Source organism: Massilia sp. BKSP1R2A-1 (assembly GCF_050586525.1).
Taxonomy (GTDB): Bacteria; Pseudomonadota; Gammaproteobacteria; order Burkholderiales; family Burkholderiaceae_D; genus Telluria.
This window is the reverse complement of record NZ_JBOBRE010000013.1, coordinates 60479-76412: the sequence shown is the minus strand read 5'-3', so window position 1 is coordinate 76412 and position 15934 is coordinate 60479. Positions and strand designations below refer to the sequence as shown.

The 15934-nt window shown below is 62.5% G+C and carries 14 protein-coding genes; 10 read left to right on the top strand and 4 right to left on the bottom strand.

What is annotated here, in order from left to right:
* Window positions 1–25: 25 nt before the first annotated feature.
* Window positions 26–1216: a hypothetical protein gene (locus ACQ7JA_RS18945; protein ID WP_430900549.1), complete on the top strand. Its 1191-nt coding sequence runs from the start codon at window positions 26–28 to the stop codon at window positions 1214–1216.
* Between the two features lie 7 nt (window positions 1217–1223).
* On the top strand, window positions 1224–1838 hold the full coding sequence (locus ACQ7JA_RS18940; RefSeq protein WP_430900547.1) for an ATP-binding cassette domain-containing protein: 615 nt from the start codon (window positions 1224–1226) through the stop codon (window positions 1836–1838).
* Here ACQ7JA_RS18940 and smpB read toward each other — a convergent pair whose 3' ends face one another.
* The gene (gene smpB / locus ACQ7JA_RS18935; RefSeq protein ID WP_258828828.1) at window positions 1839–2288 is read right to left on the bottom strand and encodes an SsrA-binding protein SmpB; all 450 of its coding nucleotides are present in this window, start codon (window positions 2286–2288) and stop codon (window positions 1839–1841) included.
* A 108-nt stretch (window positions 2289–2396) separates the two neighbouring features.
* On the opposite strand from smpB, the gene ACQ7JA_RS18930 reads away from it, so the two are divergent.
* The 3 genes from ACQ7JA_RS18930 to ACQ7JA_RS18920 all read left to right on the top strand — a co-directional run bounded on the left by ACQ7JA_RS18930 (window position 2397) and on the right by ACQ7JA_RS18920 (window position 4513).
* The gene (locus ACQ7JA_RS18930) at window positions 2397–2828 is read left to right on the top strand and encodes a type II toxin-antitoxin system RatA family toxin (protein ID WP_430900544.1); all 432 of its coding nucleotides are present in this window, start codon (window positions 2397–2399) and stop codon (window positions 2826–2828) included.
* A complete protein-coding gene (locus ACQ7JA_RS18925; protein WP_430900542.1) occupies window positions 2821–3114 on the top strand; it encodes an RnfH family protein in 294 nt (97 codons plus the stop codon). Before ACQ7JA_RS18930 ends, ACQ7JA_RS18925 begins: the two co-directional genes overlap by 8 nt.
* A gap of 217 nt (window positions 3115–3331) precedes the next feature.
* Window positions 3332–4513, top strand: a complete 1182-nt coding sequence (locus ACQ7JA_RS18920; RefSeq protein WP_430900540.1) for a diguanylate cyclase domain-containing protein — start codon at window positions 3332–3334, stop codon at window positions 4511–4513.
* 7 nt (window positions 4514–4520) lie between these two features.
* Here the strand turns inward: ACQ7JA_RS18920 and ACQ7JA_RS18915 are convergent, their stop codons facing one another.
* Entirely contained in the window at window positions 4521–5024 is a 504-nt protein-coding gene (locus ACQ7JA_RS18915; protein WP_430900538.1) for a DUF4124 domain-containing protein, read from the bottom strand.
* 148 nt (window positions 5025–5172) lie between these two features.
* Between ACQ7JA_RS18915 and guaB the strand changes: the two genes are divergently transcribed.
* Window positions 5173–6633, top strand: a complete 1461-nt coding sequence (gene guaB, locus ACQ7JA_RS18910; protein ID WP_430900536.1) for an IMP dehydrogenase — start codon at window positions 5173–5175, stop codon at window positions 6631–6633.
* 76 nt (window positions 6634–6709) lie between these two features.
* Window positions 6710–8320: a glutamine-hydrolyzing GMP synthase gene (gene guaA, locus ACQ7JA_RS18905; protein WP_430900534.1), complete on the top strand. Its 1611-nt coding sequence runs from the start codon at window positions 6710–6712 to the stop codon at window positions 8318–8320.
* A 60-nt stretch (window positions 8321–8380) separates the two neighbouring features.
* Here guaA and ACQ7JA_RS18900 read toward each other — a convergent pair whose 3' ends face one another.
* Window positions 8381–8578, bottom strand: coding sequence for a hypothetical protein (locus ACQ7JA_RS18900; protein ID WP_430900532.1), 198 nt, complete (start codon window positions 8576–8578; stop codon window positions 8381–8383).
* A 16-nt stretch (window positions 8579–8594) separates the two neighbouring features.
* Here ACQ7JA_RS18900 and ACQ7JA_RS18895 point away from each other — a divergent pair, with 16 nt between their 5' ends.
* The gene (locus tag ACQ7JA_RS18895) at window positions 8595–9791 is read left to right on the top strand and encodes a tyrosine-type recombinase/integrase (RefSeq protein ID WP_430900530.1); all 1197 of its coding nucleotides are present in this window, start codon (window positions 8595–8597) and stop codon (window positions 9789–9791) included.
* Here ACQ7JA_RS18895 and ACQ7JA_RS18890 read toward each other — a convergent pair.
* Window positions 9775–10038, bottom strand: coding sequence for a helix-turn-helix transcriptional regulator (locus ACQ7JA_RS18890; protein ID WP_430900528.1), 264 nt, complete (start codon window positions 10036–10038; stop codon window positions 9775–9777). The genes ACQ7JA_RS18895 and ACQ7JA_RS18890 overlap by 17 nt on opposite strands.
* Window positions 10039–11851: 1813 nt before the next feature.
* On the opposite strand from ACQ7JA_RS18890, the gene ACQ7JA_RS18885 reads away from it, so the two are divergent.
* Together ACQ7JA_RS18885 and ACQ7JA_RS18880 are read left to right on the top strand one after the other, a co-directional pair.
* Window positions 11852–13810, top strand: a complete 1959-nt coding sequence (locus ACQ7JA_RS18885) for an ATP-dependent nuclease (protein ID WP_430900526.1) — start codon at window positions 11852–11854, stop codon at window positions 13808–13810.
* 3 nt (window positions 13811–13813) lie between these two features.
* Window positions 13814–15787, top strand: a complete 1974-nt coding sequence (locus ACQ7JA_RS18880; RefSeq protein WP_430900524.1) for a UvrD-helicase domain-containing protein — start codon at window positions 13814–13816, stop codon at window positions 15785–15787.
* The last annotated feature ends 147 nt before the right edge of the window (window positions 15788–15934 follow it).

The following is a 15934-nucleotide window of genomic DNA, read 5'->3' as shown; positions in this document are numbered from 1 at the left end:
GTGGCCCGCCACGCTGGAGGCGCGCTTGGCGCCTGAGCATCCTTTCTTCCTGCTGCTGCGCAGCCGGCGCGCATGGTATCGCCGGCAGTCCTTTGCGCTTTACCTGCGCTATGCGCACGTGCTGGCGGTCGTGCTGGCCTTGAGCGGCCCCGCGCTGGCCGAGCGCCCCGAAGTGCTGGCCGCACCGATCCTGCATTTCTGGCGCGCGCCAGGCGACCCGCTTGCCAGTGCCGGCTGGGCGTTCGGCTGGCTGGCCTGCGTGTTCGTGTGGGTGCGCGTGCACCGGCCCTTCATCGCGGGTGGGGCGCTGGCGGGCTTTGTCCGTTCCCTGCCGGGCGCCGTGCGCGCCGGGCCCTTTGTCGATGCGGCGATGCTGCTCGTGAGCCTGCAGGTCTTCCTGGTGCCGGCCGGGCTGGCCGCGTGGACCGTCGCGCGCGGCGGCGGAAGCGGCGCCCTGTTTGCTGCACAGGCGCTGCTGCTGGCGGTGCTCACGCTTGGCGTGGCCAGGCTCGCGATGGGTGGAGCAGGGCGCCTGGCCTGGGCGCTGCATGTCCTCGGCTTCGCAGCGCTGTGCGGCCTGGCCGAGCCGGTGGGCGTCTCGCTAGCGGCGCTGGTAATTGGCGCAGCGGTGGCGAGGATGGCGGTGCGCGCGGGCACAGTGCTCCGCGTCGGCAGGCCACGTGCGGCCGGCCGCAGCCCGGACGGCGCGAGCGCGCTCTTCCTGCTGCGGCTACAGTGCATCGTGCTGGCGCGCCGCCACCTTCACGCGACCTTGCCGCGCCTGGCGCTGGCCGCCGGGATCATGGCCGCCAGCCTGTGGATGGTCTTCGGTGCCGGCAAGCTCGCCGAATCGGGCGCGTTCGTGAAGGTCGGCTGCTGGCTCGCGATCGCCGTGATGTCCGGCTTCTACTACCTGTTCTGGACCACGCGCCAGCCGCTCCAGCCCTTCCTGGCCAGCCTGCCGCGCGGCGCCATGCGCATGGCGCTGAGCGAGCATCTGGTGGTGCTGGGCGCGAGCGGCCTGCTGTTCGCCGGCGCCTGGGCGGCCTGCCTGCTGCAGCCGGATCACGGCGCGCAGGTCGCCGCGCAGCTCCTGCGCCACGGCGCGGCGGCCCTCGCCGTGCTGCCCCTGCTGGGGCTTCCCTTCCTCCAGCGCCACCAGGATGGCGTCCTGATCAAGGTCGCGATCCTGGTCGCGAGCTTCCTGCTACTGTGAACCCGTGATGACCCTGCTCGAAGCCGAAGGCCTTGCTGTGCAATTCTCGGGACTGGCGCTGTTCAGCGGCCTGTCCTTCTCGTATGGCCCCGGTGTCGTCGCCCTGATGGGCGAGAACGGCGCCGGCAAATCGACCCTGCTGTCGCTGCTCGCGGGCGTGCAGCCGCTGCAGGAGGGCAGGATCGCCGTCAAGGGACATGACATGGCGGCGTTGCCGCGGGAGGCGCGGCGCCAGCTGGCCTGGGTGCCCGACGAGTCGGTGGCCTATGAGTTCATGACGGGCGATGAGTTCCTGCGCATGGTGCTGGCCCTGCGCGCCCAGGGCGAGGCGCCGGCGCTGCCCGGATTGCTCGATGGCTTCGGCTTGAGCGCCCATCGTGGCAAGCGTTTCGGCCAGATGTCGCTCGGGACCCGCAAGAAGTTCATGCTGGCCAGCGGCCTGGCGAGCGATGCGGCCGTGGTGCTGATGGATGAACCGACCAATGGCATCGATGCGGATGCGAAGGCCTGCATGATGGAGCGACTGCGGGAAGGCAGGGAGGCGCGCCTGTTCTTCTTCTCGACGCACGACCAGGAGGCGGTCGCGCAGTCGGACGCCCGGGTCTTCGCCCTGCCGGGGTGATCAGCGGCGGTGCTGTTTCATCGCCGAGGCGACTTCACGCTTGGCGTCGCGGTCCTTCTCGGTGGCGCGCTTGTCGTGCTGCTTCTTGCCCTTGGCCAGGCCGATCTCGCACTTCACGCGGCCGCCCTTGAAGTGCAGGTTGAGCGGGACCAGGGTATAGCCGGCGCGCTCGACCTTGCCGACCAGCTTGTCCAGCTCGGCGCGGTGCAGGAGCAGCTTGCGCGTGCGCAGCGCCTCCGGGTGGCTGAATGCGGACGCCGTCGTCAGCGCGCTGACGTGGGCGCCGAACAGGAACAGTTCGCCGTTACGCACGACGACATAGGCTTCCTTGATCTGAACCTTGCCTTCGCGGATGGCCTTGACTTCCCACCCCTCCAGCACGATGCCGGCCTCATACCGGTCCTCGATGAAGTAGTCGAAAAAAGCTTTTTTATTGTCAACAATACTCATGAAATAGCGAAAATCCGCGTCTCGGTTAAACTACTGCTGTGGCGCCGGCGGTACAAACTGCGTGGCGCAAAATGCAACTCGTCCAACATCATAACAAACGGTTGACCAATGGCAGTAGTACACAAATCAGTTTTTCTCGGCTATAGCACGGAGCAGATGTTCGACCTGGTCGCCAAGGTCGAAGATTATCCGAAATTCCTCCCCTGGTGCGGCGGCGTGAAAGTATTGGAACGCAGCGAGGACAAGCTGGTCGCCTGCCTGCAGATTAACTTCCACGGCGTCAAGCAGAGCTTCACCACCTCCAACCACAACAACCGCCCGACGCAGATGAAGATGCACCTCGTCGACGGCCCCTTCAAGATGATGGAAGGCACGTGGAGCTTCAAGGCCCTGCGCGAAGACGCCTGCAAGATCGACTTCGACCTGCAGTACGAATTCTCGAGCATCATCCTGGAACAGATCATCGGCCCCGTGTTCGGCATGATCGCCAACAGCATGGTCGACTCCTTCTGCAAGCGCGCCGAGGCGGTCTATGGCTGACATGCTGCAGGTCACGGTCTGCTACGCCAGCGCCGGCTTCGAATTCCTGCACCCCATGCAGGTGCGCTCCGGCACGACCATCGGTGAGGCGATCGAGCTGAGCGGCGTACTGCAGGCCCATCCGGACATCAACCTGAGCACCCAGCCGGTCGGTATTTACGCGAAAAAGAAAACCCTCGACACGGTGCTGCGCGAACGCGACCGCATCGAGATCTACCGCCCCCTGGTGGCGGATCCGAAGGAATCGCGCCGCAAGCGCGCGGCCAAGCGCGAAGGCGCCGCCTAGTTTTGCTTGCGTGCCGGCCTGACAATATTGCCTTGCACATCAGCATAATCAATTGCATCTAAGGAAGATATAGGGGCCCGGTTCGCGGTATCATACGGATGAGTCTGCGGCCCGCAACGGACGGCCCGGCCCAGGGCTCGATTTTTGCAGCGCGGCCGGCCCGGATTGACACCGGGTCGCGGCATTGCCGTCATACCGTCCGCTGTCGCTTCCATCCATGCTGAGTACCCTGAGCCTCCTGTTGGTCACCACCGCGCTGTCGGTGGTCATGCTGCTGGTCCTGTCGTCGCTGTCCGGCAGCAAGGTCGCAGGGATCCGCGAATGGGGGCAGGCCAATGCCCTGGCCATCCTCGGGCTGCTGTTCTTCGCTTCGCGCGGTGTATTGCCCGAAGTGCTGTCCATCGAGCTGGCCAATGCGCTCTATCTCGCCACGGTGGCCCTGATGTACGTGGGCTTCCGGCGCCACCTGGGCCTGCCGGTCCCGTTCCGGCTGCTGTGGGCGGGCGGCACCGCCGCGCTGGCGGGCGTCGTGTTCTTCCACTTCGGGCCCGAGTCGCTGTCGATGCGGATCAGCTCGGTCTCGGTCTACCATGCGGCGGTCTGCTTCGCGATCTTCGCCAGCGTGCCCCCGACCCCGGAGCGGCGCCTGCGCTATTCCTTCTCCTTCACCCGCATCGCGGCGCTGTCCCTCGGCGTGGGCCATACCTTCCGCGGCCTGTTCTACATCGTCGACGCGTATGAGCCGGTGTCGCTGCTGGACCCGGCCGCCATCAACCTGGCCTTCTTCGCGATCGGCACCCTGTTCATGCCGGGCCTGACCCTGGGCGCCGTGATGATGGCCAATGCACGCGTGCTGTCCGAGACCGCCTACGCGGCCGACCACGACCACCTGACCGGCGCCCCCACGCGCCGCGCCTTCTTCGAGGTCGCGGGCCGGGAGCTGGCCCGCGCGCGGCGGCAGGCGGGCAGCGTCGGCCTGCTGCTGGTCGACGCCGACCACTTCAAGCGCATCAACGATACCTATGGACATGGGGTGGGCGACCAGGTGCTGCGCGACCTGGTCCAACGCATCATGGGCGTGATCCGCAAGAACGATTTCTGCGCCCGCCTGGGCGGCGAGGAATTCGCGGTGCTGCTGCCGGATACCAGCATGGAGACCGCGCTGGTCGCCGCCGAGCGCCTGCGCGCCGCGCTCGACCGTTCGGCGCAGGCGCCCGGCGCCGGCGCACCCTATACCGTCAGCATCGGACTGGCCATGCTGGAACCGGGCGAGGAATTCGACAGCCTGATGCAAAGGGCGGACGCGGCCCTGTATGCCGCCAAGGAAGCCGGACGCAACCGGGTGATGCGCGCGCAGGCGCTGCCGCGCCAGGGCGTCAAGGCAGCCGGACGCGCCTGAGGCGCGCTCAGCGGCACTCGGCCAGGATCTTATTGGCCTGCGCGAACTGCGCGGCGCGCTCTTCGTCCGTCATGATGCGCGACTGGCCCGCCGCGTCGACATCCCTGATGCGTACGCCGGATTCGACCTGGGCCCTGGCACTGCGGGCCATCGCGCAGCGTTGCGCGAAATCCCGCTGGCGCTCGGCCTGCTGGGCGTCCTTCTTTTCCTGTTCCTCGCGCTTCTTCATGCGCTCCTTGTAGTCGGCTTCGCGCTCGGCCAGGGTCGGCGCGGCCTTGGGCGCGGCAGGCGCTTCGGCGGGCGCTTCGGGAGCCGGCGCCTGCGGGGCGGCGGCCATGCGGCCAGGCGTCTTCAGGATCTTGTGCGCCGGGGTCGAGGGCGGAGGAGGGCGGTCGGAGAAATGGCGCACGCCGTTTTCGCCAATCCAGGAATACTGTGCCTGGGCCTGGCCGCTGCCAAGGAGCAGGGCGCAGGCGGCGAACAGGCGAAAGGGAGTGGTGGAGCGTGGCATAAAGTTTTCCTCAGGTAACAAGCGGATTTCGCCACGCCGGCGCCCGGCTGTCAATGAGGGATGCACTTTGGCAGCGATTTTTAGGCATGGCTGCGACAGTCTTTTGTACTTTCTGTATAATTCACTTTTGCGCCTATAGGAAAATACTATGCGTCTCCTCCAGAAAGCACTCACCTTCGATGATGTGCTGCTCGTCCCGGCCTACTCCAACGTTCTTCCGGCCGAAACTTCCCTTCGCACCAAACTGACCCGGAATATCACGCTGAACATTCCGCTGCTGTCGGCTGCGATGGATACCGTGACCGAAGCGCGTCTCGCGATCGCGATGGCGCAGGAGGGGGGCATCGGCATCATCCACAAGAACCTGCGCCCGGCAGACCAGGCGCGCGAAGTCGCCCGCGTCAAGCGCTACGAATCCGGCGTGCTGCGCGACCCGATCACCATTCCTCCCACCATGAAGATCCGCGAAGTGCTGGCGCTGTCGCAACAGCACGGCATCAGCGGCTTCCCGGTGGTCGAGGGCAAGCAGGTGGTCGGCATCATCACCAACCGCGACCTGCGTTTCGAGGAAGACCTGGATGCGGAAGCGCGCGCCAAGATGACCCCGCGCGAGAAGCTGGTGTACGTGAAGGAAGACGCGAATACCGACGAGGCCAAGCGCCTGATGAACAAGCACCGCCTGGAGCGCGTGCTGGTCGTCAATGACGACTTCGAACTGCGCGGCCTCATCACCGTCAAGGACATCCAGAAGTCGCACGAGCACCCGCTGGCATCGAAAGATTCGCAAGGCAAGCTGCTGGTCGGCGCGGCCGTCGGCGTGGGCGCACGCGACGAAGAGCGCATCGAGCTGCTGGTCGCGGCCGGCGTGGACGTGCTGGTGGTCGACACCGCCCACGGCCACTCGCAAGGCATCCTGGACCGCGTGAAGTGGATCAAGGAACGTTACCCGCACGTGGACGTCATCGGCGGCAATATCGCTACCGCAGCGGCCGCCAAGGCGCTGGTCGAGCACGGCGCGGACGCGGTCAAGGTCGGCATCGGCCCCGGCTCGATCTGCACCACCCGTATCGTCGCCGGCGTCGGCGTGCCGCAGATCACCGCGATCTCGAACGTGGCCAAGGCCCTGGAAGGCACCGGCGTGCCCTGCATCGCCGACGGCGGCATCCGCTTCTCGGGCGACATCTCGAAAGCACTGGCGGCAGGCGCGCACACCGTCATGATGGGCAGCATGTTCGCCGGCACCGATGAAGCGCCGGGCGAGACCATCCTGTATCAGGGCCGCAGCTACAAGTCCTACCGCGGCATGGGCAGCCTGGGTGCGATGGCCGAAGGTTCGGCCGACCGCTACTTCCAGGAAGCCTCCGCCAAGGCCGACAAATTCGTCCCGGAAGGCATCGAAGGCCGCGTCGCCTACAAAGGCAGCGTGCTGGCGATCATCTTCCAGCTGGTCGGCGGCGTGCGCCAGTCGATGGGTTACTGCGGCTGCGCCACCATCGAAGAACTGCGCGAGAAAGCCGAGTTCGTCGAGATCACGTCGGCCGGCATGCGCGAATCCCACGTGCACGACGTCCAGATCACCAAGGAAGCGCCGAACTACCGCTCCGAGTAAGCTCATTCCATGAAACGCGGCCGACAGTGGCCGCGTTTTTGCATGACCCGATTCATTTCCTATCGTTGCCTTCTACATGCACTCCAAAATCCTCATTCTCGACTTCGGTTCCCAGGTTACCCAGCTGATCGCGCGCCGCGTGCGCGATGCCGGCGTGTTCTCCGAGGTCTATCCCTACGACGTCAGCGACGAGTTCGTCCGCAACTACGGCGCCTCGGGCATCATCCTCTCGGGCAGCCACAACTCGACCCTCGAAGGCGATTCGCCGCGCGCCCCGCAAGCCGCGTTCGAAGCCGGCGTGCCGGTGCTGGGCATCTGCTACGGCATGCAGACCATGGCCGCCCAGCTCGGCGGCAAGGTCGAGAACGGCAAGGTGCGCGAGTTCGGCTACGCCGAAGTGCGCGCCCGCGGCCACACGGCCCTGCTGAACGGCATCAACGACTTCGTGACCGATGAAGGCCACGGCATGCTGCGCGTGTGGATGAGCCACGGCGACAAGGTGCTGGACATGCCGCCGGGCTTCAAGCTGATGGGTTCGACCGACAGCTGCCCGATCGCTGCAATGGCCGACGAAGACCGCCGCTTCTACGCACTGCAGTTCCACCCGGAAGTGACCCACACCACGCAGGGCGAGGCCATCATCGGCCGCTTCGTGCACGAGATCTGCGGCTGCAAGTCGGACTGGAACATGCCGGACTACATCGGCGAAGCGGTGCAGAAGATCCGCGAGCAGGTGGGTACGGATGAAGTCATCCTCGGCCTGTCGGGCGGCGTCGACTCGAGCGTGGCCGCAGCCCTGATCCACCGCGCCATCGGCGACCAGCTGACCTGCGTGTTCGTCGACCACGGCCTGCTCCGCAAGGATGAGGGCAAGATGGTCATGGACATGTTCTCGAAGAACCTCGGCGTGAAGGTGCTGCGCATCGACGCCGAAGACCAGTTCATGGGTCATCTGGCCGGGGTGACCGATCCGGAACAGAAGCGCAAGATCATCGGCCGCGAGTTCGTCGAGGTGTTCCAGCAGGAGGCCGGCAAGCTGACCAATGCGAAGTGGCTGGCGCAGGGCACCATCTATCCGGACGTAATCGAATCGGCCGGCAAGGGCAAGAAGGGCCAGACCATCAAGAGCCACCACAATGTGGGCGGCCTGCCGGAGACCCTAAACCTCAAATTGCTCGAGCCGCTGCGCGAGCTGTTCAAGGACGAGGTGCGTAAACTCGGCGTGGCCCTCGGCCTGCCGCATGACATGGTCTATCGTCACCCCTTCCCGGGTCCGGGCCTGGGTGTGCGTATCCTGGGCGAGGTGAAGAAGGAGTACGCCGACCTGCTGCGCGAAGCGGATGCGATTTTCATCGAAGAGCTGCGCAATACGCCGTTCGAACTGCCGGCCGTTGCCGGCATCGATCCGGGCAAGGCGCCGGTGAACTGGTATGAGGCGACCAGCCAGGCGTTTGCCGTGTTCCTGCCGGTGAAGTCGGTGGGAGTGATGGGTGACGGCCGTACCTATGAGTACGTGGTGGCGCTGCGCGCGGTGCAGACCCTGGACTTCATGACGGCGCAGTGGGCGCATCTGCCGCACTCGCTGCTGGGGAAGGTGTCGAACCGCATCATCAATGAAGTGCGCGGACTGAACCGGGTGGTGTATGACATTTCGGGCAAGCCGCCGGCGACCATCGAGTGGGAATAATTCGCAGCTCAGCGGTAGATTTCAAGAAGTAAGCTTAAGCCCCTGATTTCAGGGGCTTTTTTATTGGCAGAGCTTGGCAATGTCGGGCAGGTTAGAGCAAGAAAGTTTGATGGTATCGACCATGGGATCGCGTGAACTGCCATACCATTTGAATGTGCCCATACCATGTTGCCGTCGATCTTCGAACATGGTATCGCCGGTAGCCAAGTTACTGATTTTAATGAGGAAAACGGCGAGATAACGGGTGTCTTCAATCATGGTACGGGAGGCTCCTATGCTGACAGATGCCGGGCTGCGCGCCTTGAAGCCCCAAGACAAACCCTACAAGAAGGCCGACCGCGACGGCCTCTACGCGTACGTCACCCCGTCCGGGACGATCTCGTTCCGCTTCAACTACGCGATCAATGGCAGGCAGGAGACGCTTGTTCTTGGCCGCTATGGGCCCGGCGGCATCAAGCTCAGCGAGGCCCGGGAGCTCCTGATGGAGGCGAAGTCCTCGCTTGCTGCAGGACGCTCCCCCGCCCGCCAGAAGAGCGCCAATGCAGCGCGGCGCCGCGATGCTGAATCGTTCGGCCAATGGGCAGAGGAATGGCTCGTTAAGTACACGATGGCGGAGTCGACGCGCGACATGCGGAGATCAGTCTACGAGCGCGACCTCGCGAAACCGTTCGGCAGGCTGAAGCTCGGGGAGATTACAGCGGAGGAGTTGCGCGGGCTCTGCGACCGGATTGTTGCAAGAGGCGCACCGGCGACCGCGGTCCACGCGCGTGATATCGTCATGCTCGTGTTCCGGTATGCGCATGACCGGGGCGTAAAGTTGCCAAATCCGGCCGAAGAGGTCCGCCCGTGCAGTATCGCCAGGTTTCAACCACGCGACCGTGCGTTGAGCGAAGAGGAAATCGGGCTTCTGTTCAAGTACCTTGAAAAGGTACCGACTGGTCCGACGATCCGCCTTGGTGTGAAGCTGCTGCTGCTCACGATGTTGAGGAAGTCGGAGATGGGTGAGGGCACTTGGGACGAAGTCAATTTCACCAAGCGCGTCTGGGTCATCCCGGCTGCCCGCATGAAGCGCAGAAATCCACATAACGTGTACCTCTCGGACCAGGCCCTGGATATTCTGGTGACGCTCAAGACGTGCGCAGGAAGCTCTCGCTTTATCTTCCCTTCACGGTACGACGGCGATGAACCGATGAGCAAGGCGACCATGAACCGTGTGACGGCGGCAGTTCTGGAAATGGCGCACGCTGACCGGGTGCCGTTCGCAAACTTCACGCCACATGACTTCCGTCGAACAGCGTCGACGATGCTGCATGAGGCCGGGTTTCAGTCGGACTGGATCGAGAAGTGCCTGGCGCACGAACAGCGTGGTGTCCGTGCCGTTTATAACAAGGCTGAGTATGCCGATCAGCGGCGCCACATGATGCAGTCATGGGCAAACATGGTCAACCAGTTCATTACCCAAGCTGCTTAGTGCCAGGAGGCTGCGGCTGGACTGCTGCTGCCTGCTGCCTTGCAATCCAGGCGTCTACCTCTTCAACGTCCCACACAACGACGCGCGCGGAAATCGAGAAGCGCCTTGGGAATTCGCCGCGCTTTTCCATATCCAGAATGGCGCGCTTCGACAGGGGTACCTTCTGCAGGAGCTGCTTGCGGTTGATGACGACTCGCCCCGGGGCCGGTGTCAAAGGAGTTTTTGGCTGCACATGTTCATCCGACATTTCTAAACGCCTTTACGTCCAAATTAGCAGTTCTCCAAGCGATATTCGAGCCCGAAGGTGGAGACCATAGTCTCCCTGATCGAGTCGCAATGCGGAAGAAGAGAAGCACCCCGATTCCGGGATGCTTCTAGCGCCAAGGCCGTCTGAGCTCGGGGAGGCTGCACCGAAGCGAAACGGCTGCTGGCCGGAATGTGGGGCTACTGCCCGCACGCAACCGACGAACTATGCAGGTGTGCTTTACCGAGCGCCAAGACAGCGCGGACGGCTGTGGCATTACCAGGGACCGTGACCTCTACCCCTGCCAAGCGACAAAGGTCACGGAGATGGCCTGTAGCTGCACCGCGCACATCGGCCTATTGTGCGCAGATGGATAGAGGTTTGGCCCGAAGGCCTGGGAGTCTTCAAAATGTGCTACTGGCAGTGCGCCGGATTTCTCCGGTCAGCGCTACCTCCCGCTTGCGCGGGCACGCGGCGCCAATGCGCCGCGTCGGGCTCCGGTGATGCAGGAGGCCCTTCTCAACATCGTCTGCACGTTCTCGCCGCTATCCGTTCGGCCCTCCCACCAGGCCGTCGGCGATACGCGCAGCTGCCGTCGTGTGCCGGCCCTCAGGGAGTCGGGATGCACGACGCACCGCCCATGGGCAGTGACGCAACGCGTTGAACGTGGATCTGCATGGAACTGCTCGCTGGCTGCCAGTCAGGCCGGCAGGCATCAGGTCGGGCCCGGCGCAATCGTTCACTTGACCGGGGCGGACTTGCCGCTGACCGATGCAATGTCATTGCTGCGACGGTCGGGCCGTGCACAGCTTCTCAAGTTGCTTGCAGCTGGATCGTGAAGTGTCTGCAGTGCAGACACACTGCAGGGCTGCCCGTCAGGCAGGCCGGCCAGCGGCACCATGCCCCGTTGGGGTAGGTGGCCGCTACTGATGTCGCCTGCTTGCGCAGGCAGCGCCCTGTCAGGCAGGGCTGGATTGAAAGGCGATGAAACGCCCAAGGATGCGTGCGGGTATCGGTCGCTCCGCCACTTTCGACTAGTGTCGCGAGGTGTGGTCCTCTTTGCCATCAAGCTTCGCAAAGCCGTGGTGTCCTGTCAACTGCCCCTTCCATGTTCCGAAAGGGTCTCATTTACCCCCGAATTATTGACTCATGGCCTCGTGGGTGCAGTTCTACATAGGGAGCGCAGGTGGGTCGCGTACACCTCTGTTTCTCACCTCAGTTGTTTGAGCCGGTTGTCCGACACCGCTATGGCGTTCGAATGGGGCGCGATCGACAGCGGAGTTCCGTCGCCTGAACGGCTTCTTCTCGCAAGAGGGTATCTCGTCAAACACCTTGATCGGCTGGAACGGATGGGCGAGAGTAGGTTCCGAAAAAGTGTCATTTACCCCAAAATTTATGAATCACCGTCGTATGGCGGCAGATTCTCATAGGGAAGGTTGGGACATTGGGTTTACCTCTGTTTGTCGCCCAGTGCTGAGCAGGTTGTTCGAGACTCCCCCTTCGACTTGGAACGGGCGGTCGACAGCGGAGTGCCCTCCACCAGAATGACTTCCATTTGGCAAGAGCGTACCGGGTCAAGACCGTGGTTGCTTCGAATGGCCGAGCGTCAGCCGGTCGAGGAAACGAAAGAGATGAAGGTTGAGTATTTTGCTACCACTCACTTATTTAGTGGTTATGCAACGCAAGTTGTTTCGTAGACACTTTCGCCTCTATACTTGAATCTAGATACTTTAGCTCCGCGCAGCCTTGTATCGAGAATCTTTACAGTTGGCTGAATCAATTGCGCTAAATACTAAGAAGAAGCGAAGAAACCACCGTGTACATATCAGAGATCTACGCAAGCGGCTTTCGCTGTTTCGATCCAGCTGCCCCGCTACACCTGAATCTATCGCGCGGACTGAATATCCTTGTAGGACCGAATGACGCCGGGAAGAGCGCGATTGTCGACGCTGCCCGCTACGTCCTCTGGACACGCGGCGACGACTTTATTCGACCCGACGAGCAGGACTTCTTTATCGATCAGAACGGCATGCGTGGCTGTGATTTCATTGTCCGCTGCACGTTCGACGATTTGAGCGCAGACGAGGAAGCCCGTTTCCTCGAGTGGTGCACCAACGAGCAGGGGAAGCTGAGGCTCCATGTATGCATGCGGGGCACACGCCGGGTGTCGTCTGGCGGCGGCAGCATCATCGCAAGCCAGCATCGTGCCGGCTGCGAAGCGGATGGATTGCCGCTTGATGGTGAGCTGCGTGAATACCTTAAGGCGACTTATCTTAAGCCGCTTCGCGACGCGGAGCGCGAAATGCGTGCAGGCCGGCGCTCGCGTTTGTCACGGATCTTGGGCGCGATGCCTTCGATGGAGCCTCAAAGCAAGCCGGCAGAAGAAGGGGGAGACCCAACTCTTCATGATACGTTGGCAGCCGCCGATGCTGCGGTGCGGAACAACGCAGCAGTCGGTGGCCTTGCAAACAGCGTGAATGTCAATTTTCTTGACAAGCTGTCCTTTGTGGATGACCGCCTCTCCGCAACGCTCGATCTCGGCACTGGGGGCTCGTTCGATCAGATTCTTGAACGTTTCGAGCTGTATCTGAATGCAAAAATAGGGACGGAACGAGTCCAGCGTGGACTGGGTTATAACAACCTGCTATTCATGGCCGCCGAGCTGTTGCTGTTGCAGTCCCATCCTGACCAAGTGCCTTTCTTGCTAATCGAAGAGCCAGAGGCGCATCTCCATCCACAGCAACAGACCCTGTTTATGGAAGTGCTCGCAGCGCGCGCTGCTGCACGGGACCTCGCGAAAGGCGAGACGCACCAGCAGGTTCAGGTTCTGCTCACGACGCACAGTCCACAGCTCGCCGCAGGTGCCGAACTGGAGACGATAACCATGGTCGTCGATCACCATGCTTACCCACTGGGCGCAGCCCATACGCGCCTCGAACCTGATGACTACGAGTTTCTTCGCCGCTTCCTTGATGCGACGAAAGCCAATCTGTTCTTTGCCCGTGCGTTGATGGTGGTCGAGGGCGATGGCGAGCACCTCCTTCTGCCAGCGATTGCCGAGAAACTTGGCCGCCCCCTCAGCCGCCATGGTGTATCGATTGTGAACGTGGGCCACCGTGGCCTGTTCAGGTATAGCCGCATCATGCAACGCAAGGAAGGAAGCGCAGTCCCTGTGCCAGTGGCCTTAATACCTGATAGGGACATTCCGCCCCGCGAGGCGAAGGCGCTTGTCGGCGACCGCAAGACCGAGGACGAGCTGAGCCAGGACGAAATCGACGCGCTCCTGAGAACGCTCGTACGTGATGTCGGTGATCCCGTCGACGCGTTTATCGCTGACAGCTGGACCCTCGAGTTCGATCTAGCTCTTCAGCCCGAGCTCGCGGAGAGTGTGCATCTGGCGGTTCAGCTTGCAAAGACCAGTAGTCGAAAACCCGAGCGGCTGGCCCGGATCAGAAAAAGCGCCGGCGAAACCTACAAGGAGTGGAAAGATGAACGCCTCTCTGCGACCGAGATCGCGGTCAGGATCTACCGCCCCGTCCATGAGAAACTGGCCTCGAAAGCCGAGGTCGCCGAGCAGCTCGCTGCGATCCTGCGCGAACGGAGCGATACGCCGGAGCAGATGCGTGAACGCCTTCCGCCCTACCTGGTGCGGGCAATCGACTATGTGACCGGTGGTTATGTGCCAGGAGCGCCTCCGACCGCCCCTGACCCCGAGGCCGACGACCATGACCCCGCAGGAGTGCCGCCTAAATCGACTACGGCCATTCAAGGGTAGATCATGTTCGAAATCCTGCCTCTTACACCTGAACTGCTTGCCGAACTTGGCGACGAACTGGGCGGTTGCGATTTCACCCATCCGAGCCAGACTGATTTCCTGGCAAAGATGAGCGCATGCGATGTCCAGGCGGCGCCCGGCAATGGAAAAACGACGCTGCTGGCGGCCAAGCTCGCGCTACTTTCACGTAATTGGTCTACCCGCAAGCAGGGCGTATGCGTCATATCGCATACGAATGCTGCGCGGACCGAGGTCGAAGAACTGATTGCCCGCCATCCTTTGGCGGCGCGGCTCATGACTTATCCGCACTTCACGGGAACGGTCACAGCATTCATTAATCAGTTCATCGCTTTCCCGTATCTCCGTGGACTTGGCTGGAGTGTGCGGCTGATCGACGACGATGCTTTTGCAGCCGAGGCATTGCGACGGTATCCACGCTGGCGCGCGCTGGACAGTCTCTCCAAGGACAAGAAACGCAACCTGAAGCGCAGCCTCGAGGAGTGGATCGAGCATCTTGAACTGGACCCGGAATTCACGTTTACCGGTAAGGACCCTAGGTCCCTGATGGTACGAAGGAGGCCGCGCCAGTATGGCGCCCACACCGATTGCGGAAAGGCGCTCGAGTCGCTAAAGGCATCGATGGTAAAGAGCGGATTTTACCGGTACGCGGACATGACCGCGCTTGCACGGCGTGCCATCCGCGAAACTCCGGCGCTGGCCGAACGGCTTCGCCAGCGTTTCCCCCTCGTTATTCTAGACGAGGCGCAGGACACGAACGGGGAACAGCTCCAGCTGCTGGAGCATATCTTTAAACATGACGATACCGCGTTCCAGCGGCTCGGGGACAGCAATCAGACACTGTACGAGGATCGCGGAGCCAAGCCGGCCTACTGGACGCCGGGACCTGAGTGCATTCCGCTCGATGACAGTCGACGCTTTGGAGAGCATATCGCGACATTCGCCAGCAGGCTGACTTCTCGTAAGCCGCAAGCGATCGTCGGGCTTGGGACCAAACCGGTGTCGCGGGTCATGTTCCTGTTCGATGAGGCCACCATTGGTGGCGTGCTTGGTGCCTTCGCTGGAGAAGCTCGTGCGTTCTGGGGACGGAATTCTAGTGAACGGGATGTGTGGGCAGTCGCTTCCCGCCACAATCTGGCTCGTAACAAGGGCGCATGGAAGCCGAAGAGCCTTGTAGATTATCACCCGGCATACCGCTGCGAGAGTGGGACGAGCGCAAAGGCCAATGTCCTGTGCCGGCAACTGCAGAAGGCGGCAGTGCATCATGCTGCGCGACGCTCACCTGCGGAAGTGGGCGGAATGCTCGCTGCCGGTATCGCCGGGCTGGCGCTGGCGTACGGCTGGACAGCTGCCAACGGCCGTCCCATTACCGTGCACAACCTATGGTCGACCCTGTCTGCTCGAGATTCCGGCTTGCCACGTGCAGTCAGACTGCTGCTACGAGAACATGTGCTTTGCGGTGAGGCCGTGTGGAAGGAGGATCACTGGTTGGCCTTCGTGGAAGCACTGCAGACACTCTTCGGCGCGCCGGACGAAGGGCGCAACGATGAGATCGAGCACTTTTGCGGCTTCGTCGCTGAGGAGCAGGCGAATGCCGCCGATCCGCAGCACCGCCCGACAAAGAAGATACGCTTCGCCGATTTGACACTCAAGCTGGGATCGATCCATTCGGTCAAAGGCAAGAGCGTGGACGGCATCCTCGTAGTCGAGAGCGAGATCTGGAAAGGGCCCGGGGCGGACGAGAAATGCTTCGACCTCGGCAAGGTTCTTCCGCGCGCATTTGGCGTCACAGACGAAGCGTTCAGTGGTATCGGGATCACGGCGGCCACGAATGTTTTCGTGGGCGTGACAAGGCCACGCGAACTGCTCGGACTGGCGCTCCGTAAATCTGAAGCGGCACCTATTATCGGGCCCGCTACTGAGCAGGGATGGAAGGTCATCGACTTGGTGATTCCATAGTTGGCTCAGCATTGCCACCCATTGGTATCTCAATCCGTCTTGTTTGGATGCTCGGCTAGTCGCTACCGTCATATCTGCTGGCGTAGCAAGTGGTTCGGTTTGGCATGATCAACAAGGTAAAAGCTCAACATAGTGACGAAATGAGTA

Coding starts and splice junctions, on each gene's coding strand:
- ACQ7JA_RS18930 (WP_430900544.1), top strand. CDS start 2,397: ATGGCAGTAGTACACAAATCAGTTTTTCTCGGCTATAGCACGGAGCAG.
- ACQ7JA_RS18925 (WP_430900542.1), top strand. CDS start 2,821: ATGGCTGACATGCTGCAGGTCACGGTCTGCTACGCCAGCGCCGGCTTC.
- ACQ7JA_RS18915 (WP_430900538.1), bottom strand. CDS start 5,024: ATGCCACGCTCCACCACTCCCTTTCGCCTGTTCGCCGCCTGCGCCCTG.
- ACQ7JA_RS18940 (WP_430900547.1), top strand. CDS start 1,224: ATGACCCTGCTCGAAGCCGAAGGCCTTGCTGTGCAATTCTCGGGACTG.
- ACQ7JA_RS18890 (WP_430900528.1), bottom strand. CDS start 10,038: ATGTCGGATGAACATGTGCAGCCAAAAACTCCTTTGACACCGGCCCCG.
- ACQ7JA_RS18920 (WP_430900540.1), top strand. CDS start 3,332: ATGCTGAGTACCCTGAGCCTCCTGTTGGTCACCACCGCGCTGTCGGTG.
- guaB (WP_430900536.1), top strand. CDS start 5,173: ATGCGTCTCCTCCAGAAAGCACTCACCTTCGATGATGTGCTGCTCGTC.
- ACQ7JA_RS18900 (WP_430900532.1), bottom strand. CDS start 8,578: ATGATTGAAGACACCCGTTATCTCGCCGTTTTCCTCATTAAAATCAGT.
- ACQ7JA_RS18895 (WP_430900530.1), top strand. CDS start 8,595: ATGCTGACAGATGCCGGGCTGCGCGCCTTGAAGCCCCAAGACAAACCC.
- ACQ7JA_RS18880 (WP_430900524.1), top strand. CDS start 13,814: ATGTTCGAAATCCTGCCTCTTACACCTGAACTGCTTGCCGAACTTGGC.
- guaA (WP_430900534.1), top strand. CDS start 6,710: ATGCACTCCAAAATCCTCATTCTCGACTTCGGTTCCCAGGTTACCCAG.
- smpB (WP_258828828.1), bottom strand. CDS start 2,288: ATGAGTATTGTTGACAATAAAAAAGCTTTTTTCGACTACTTCATCGAG.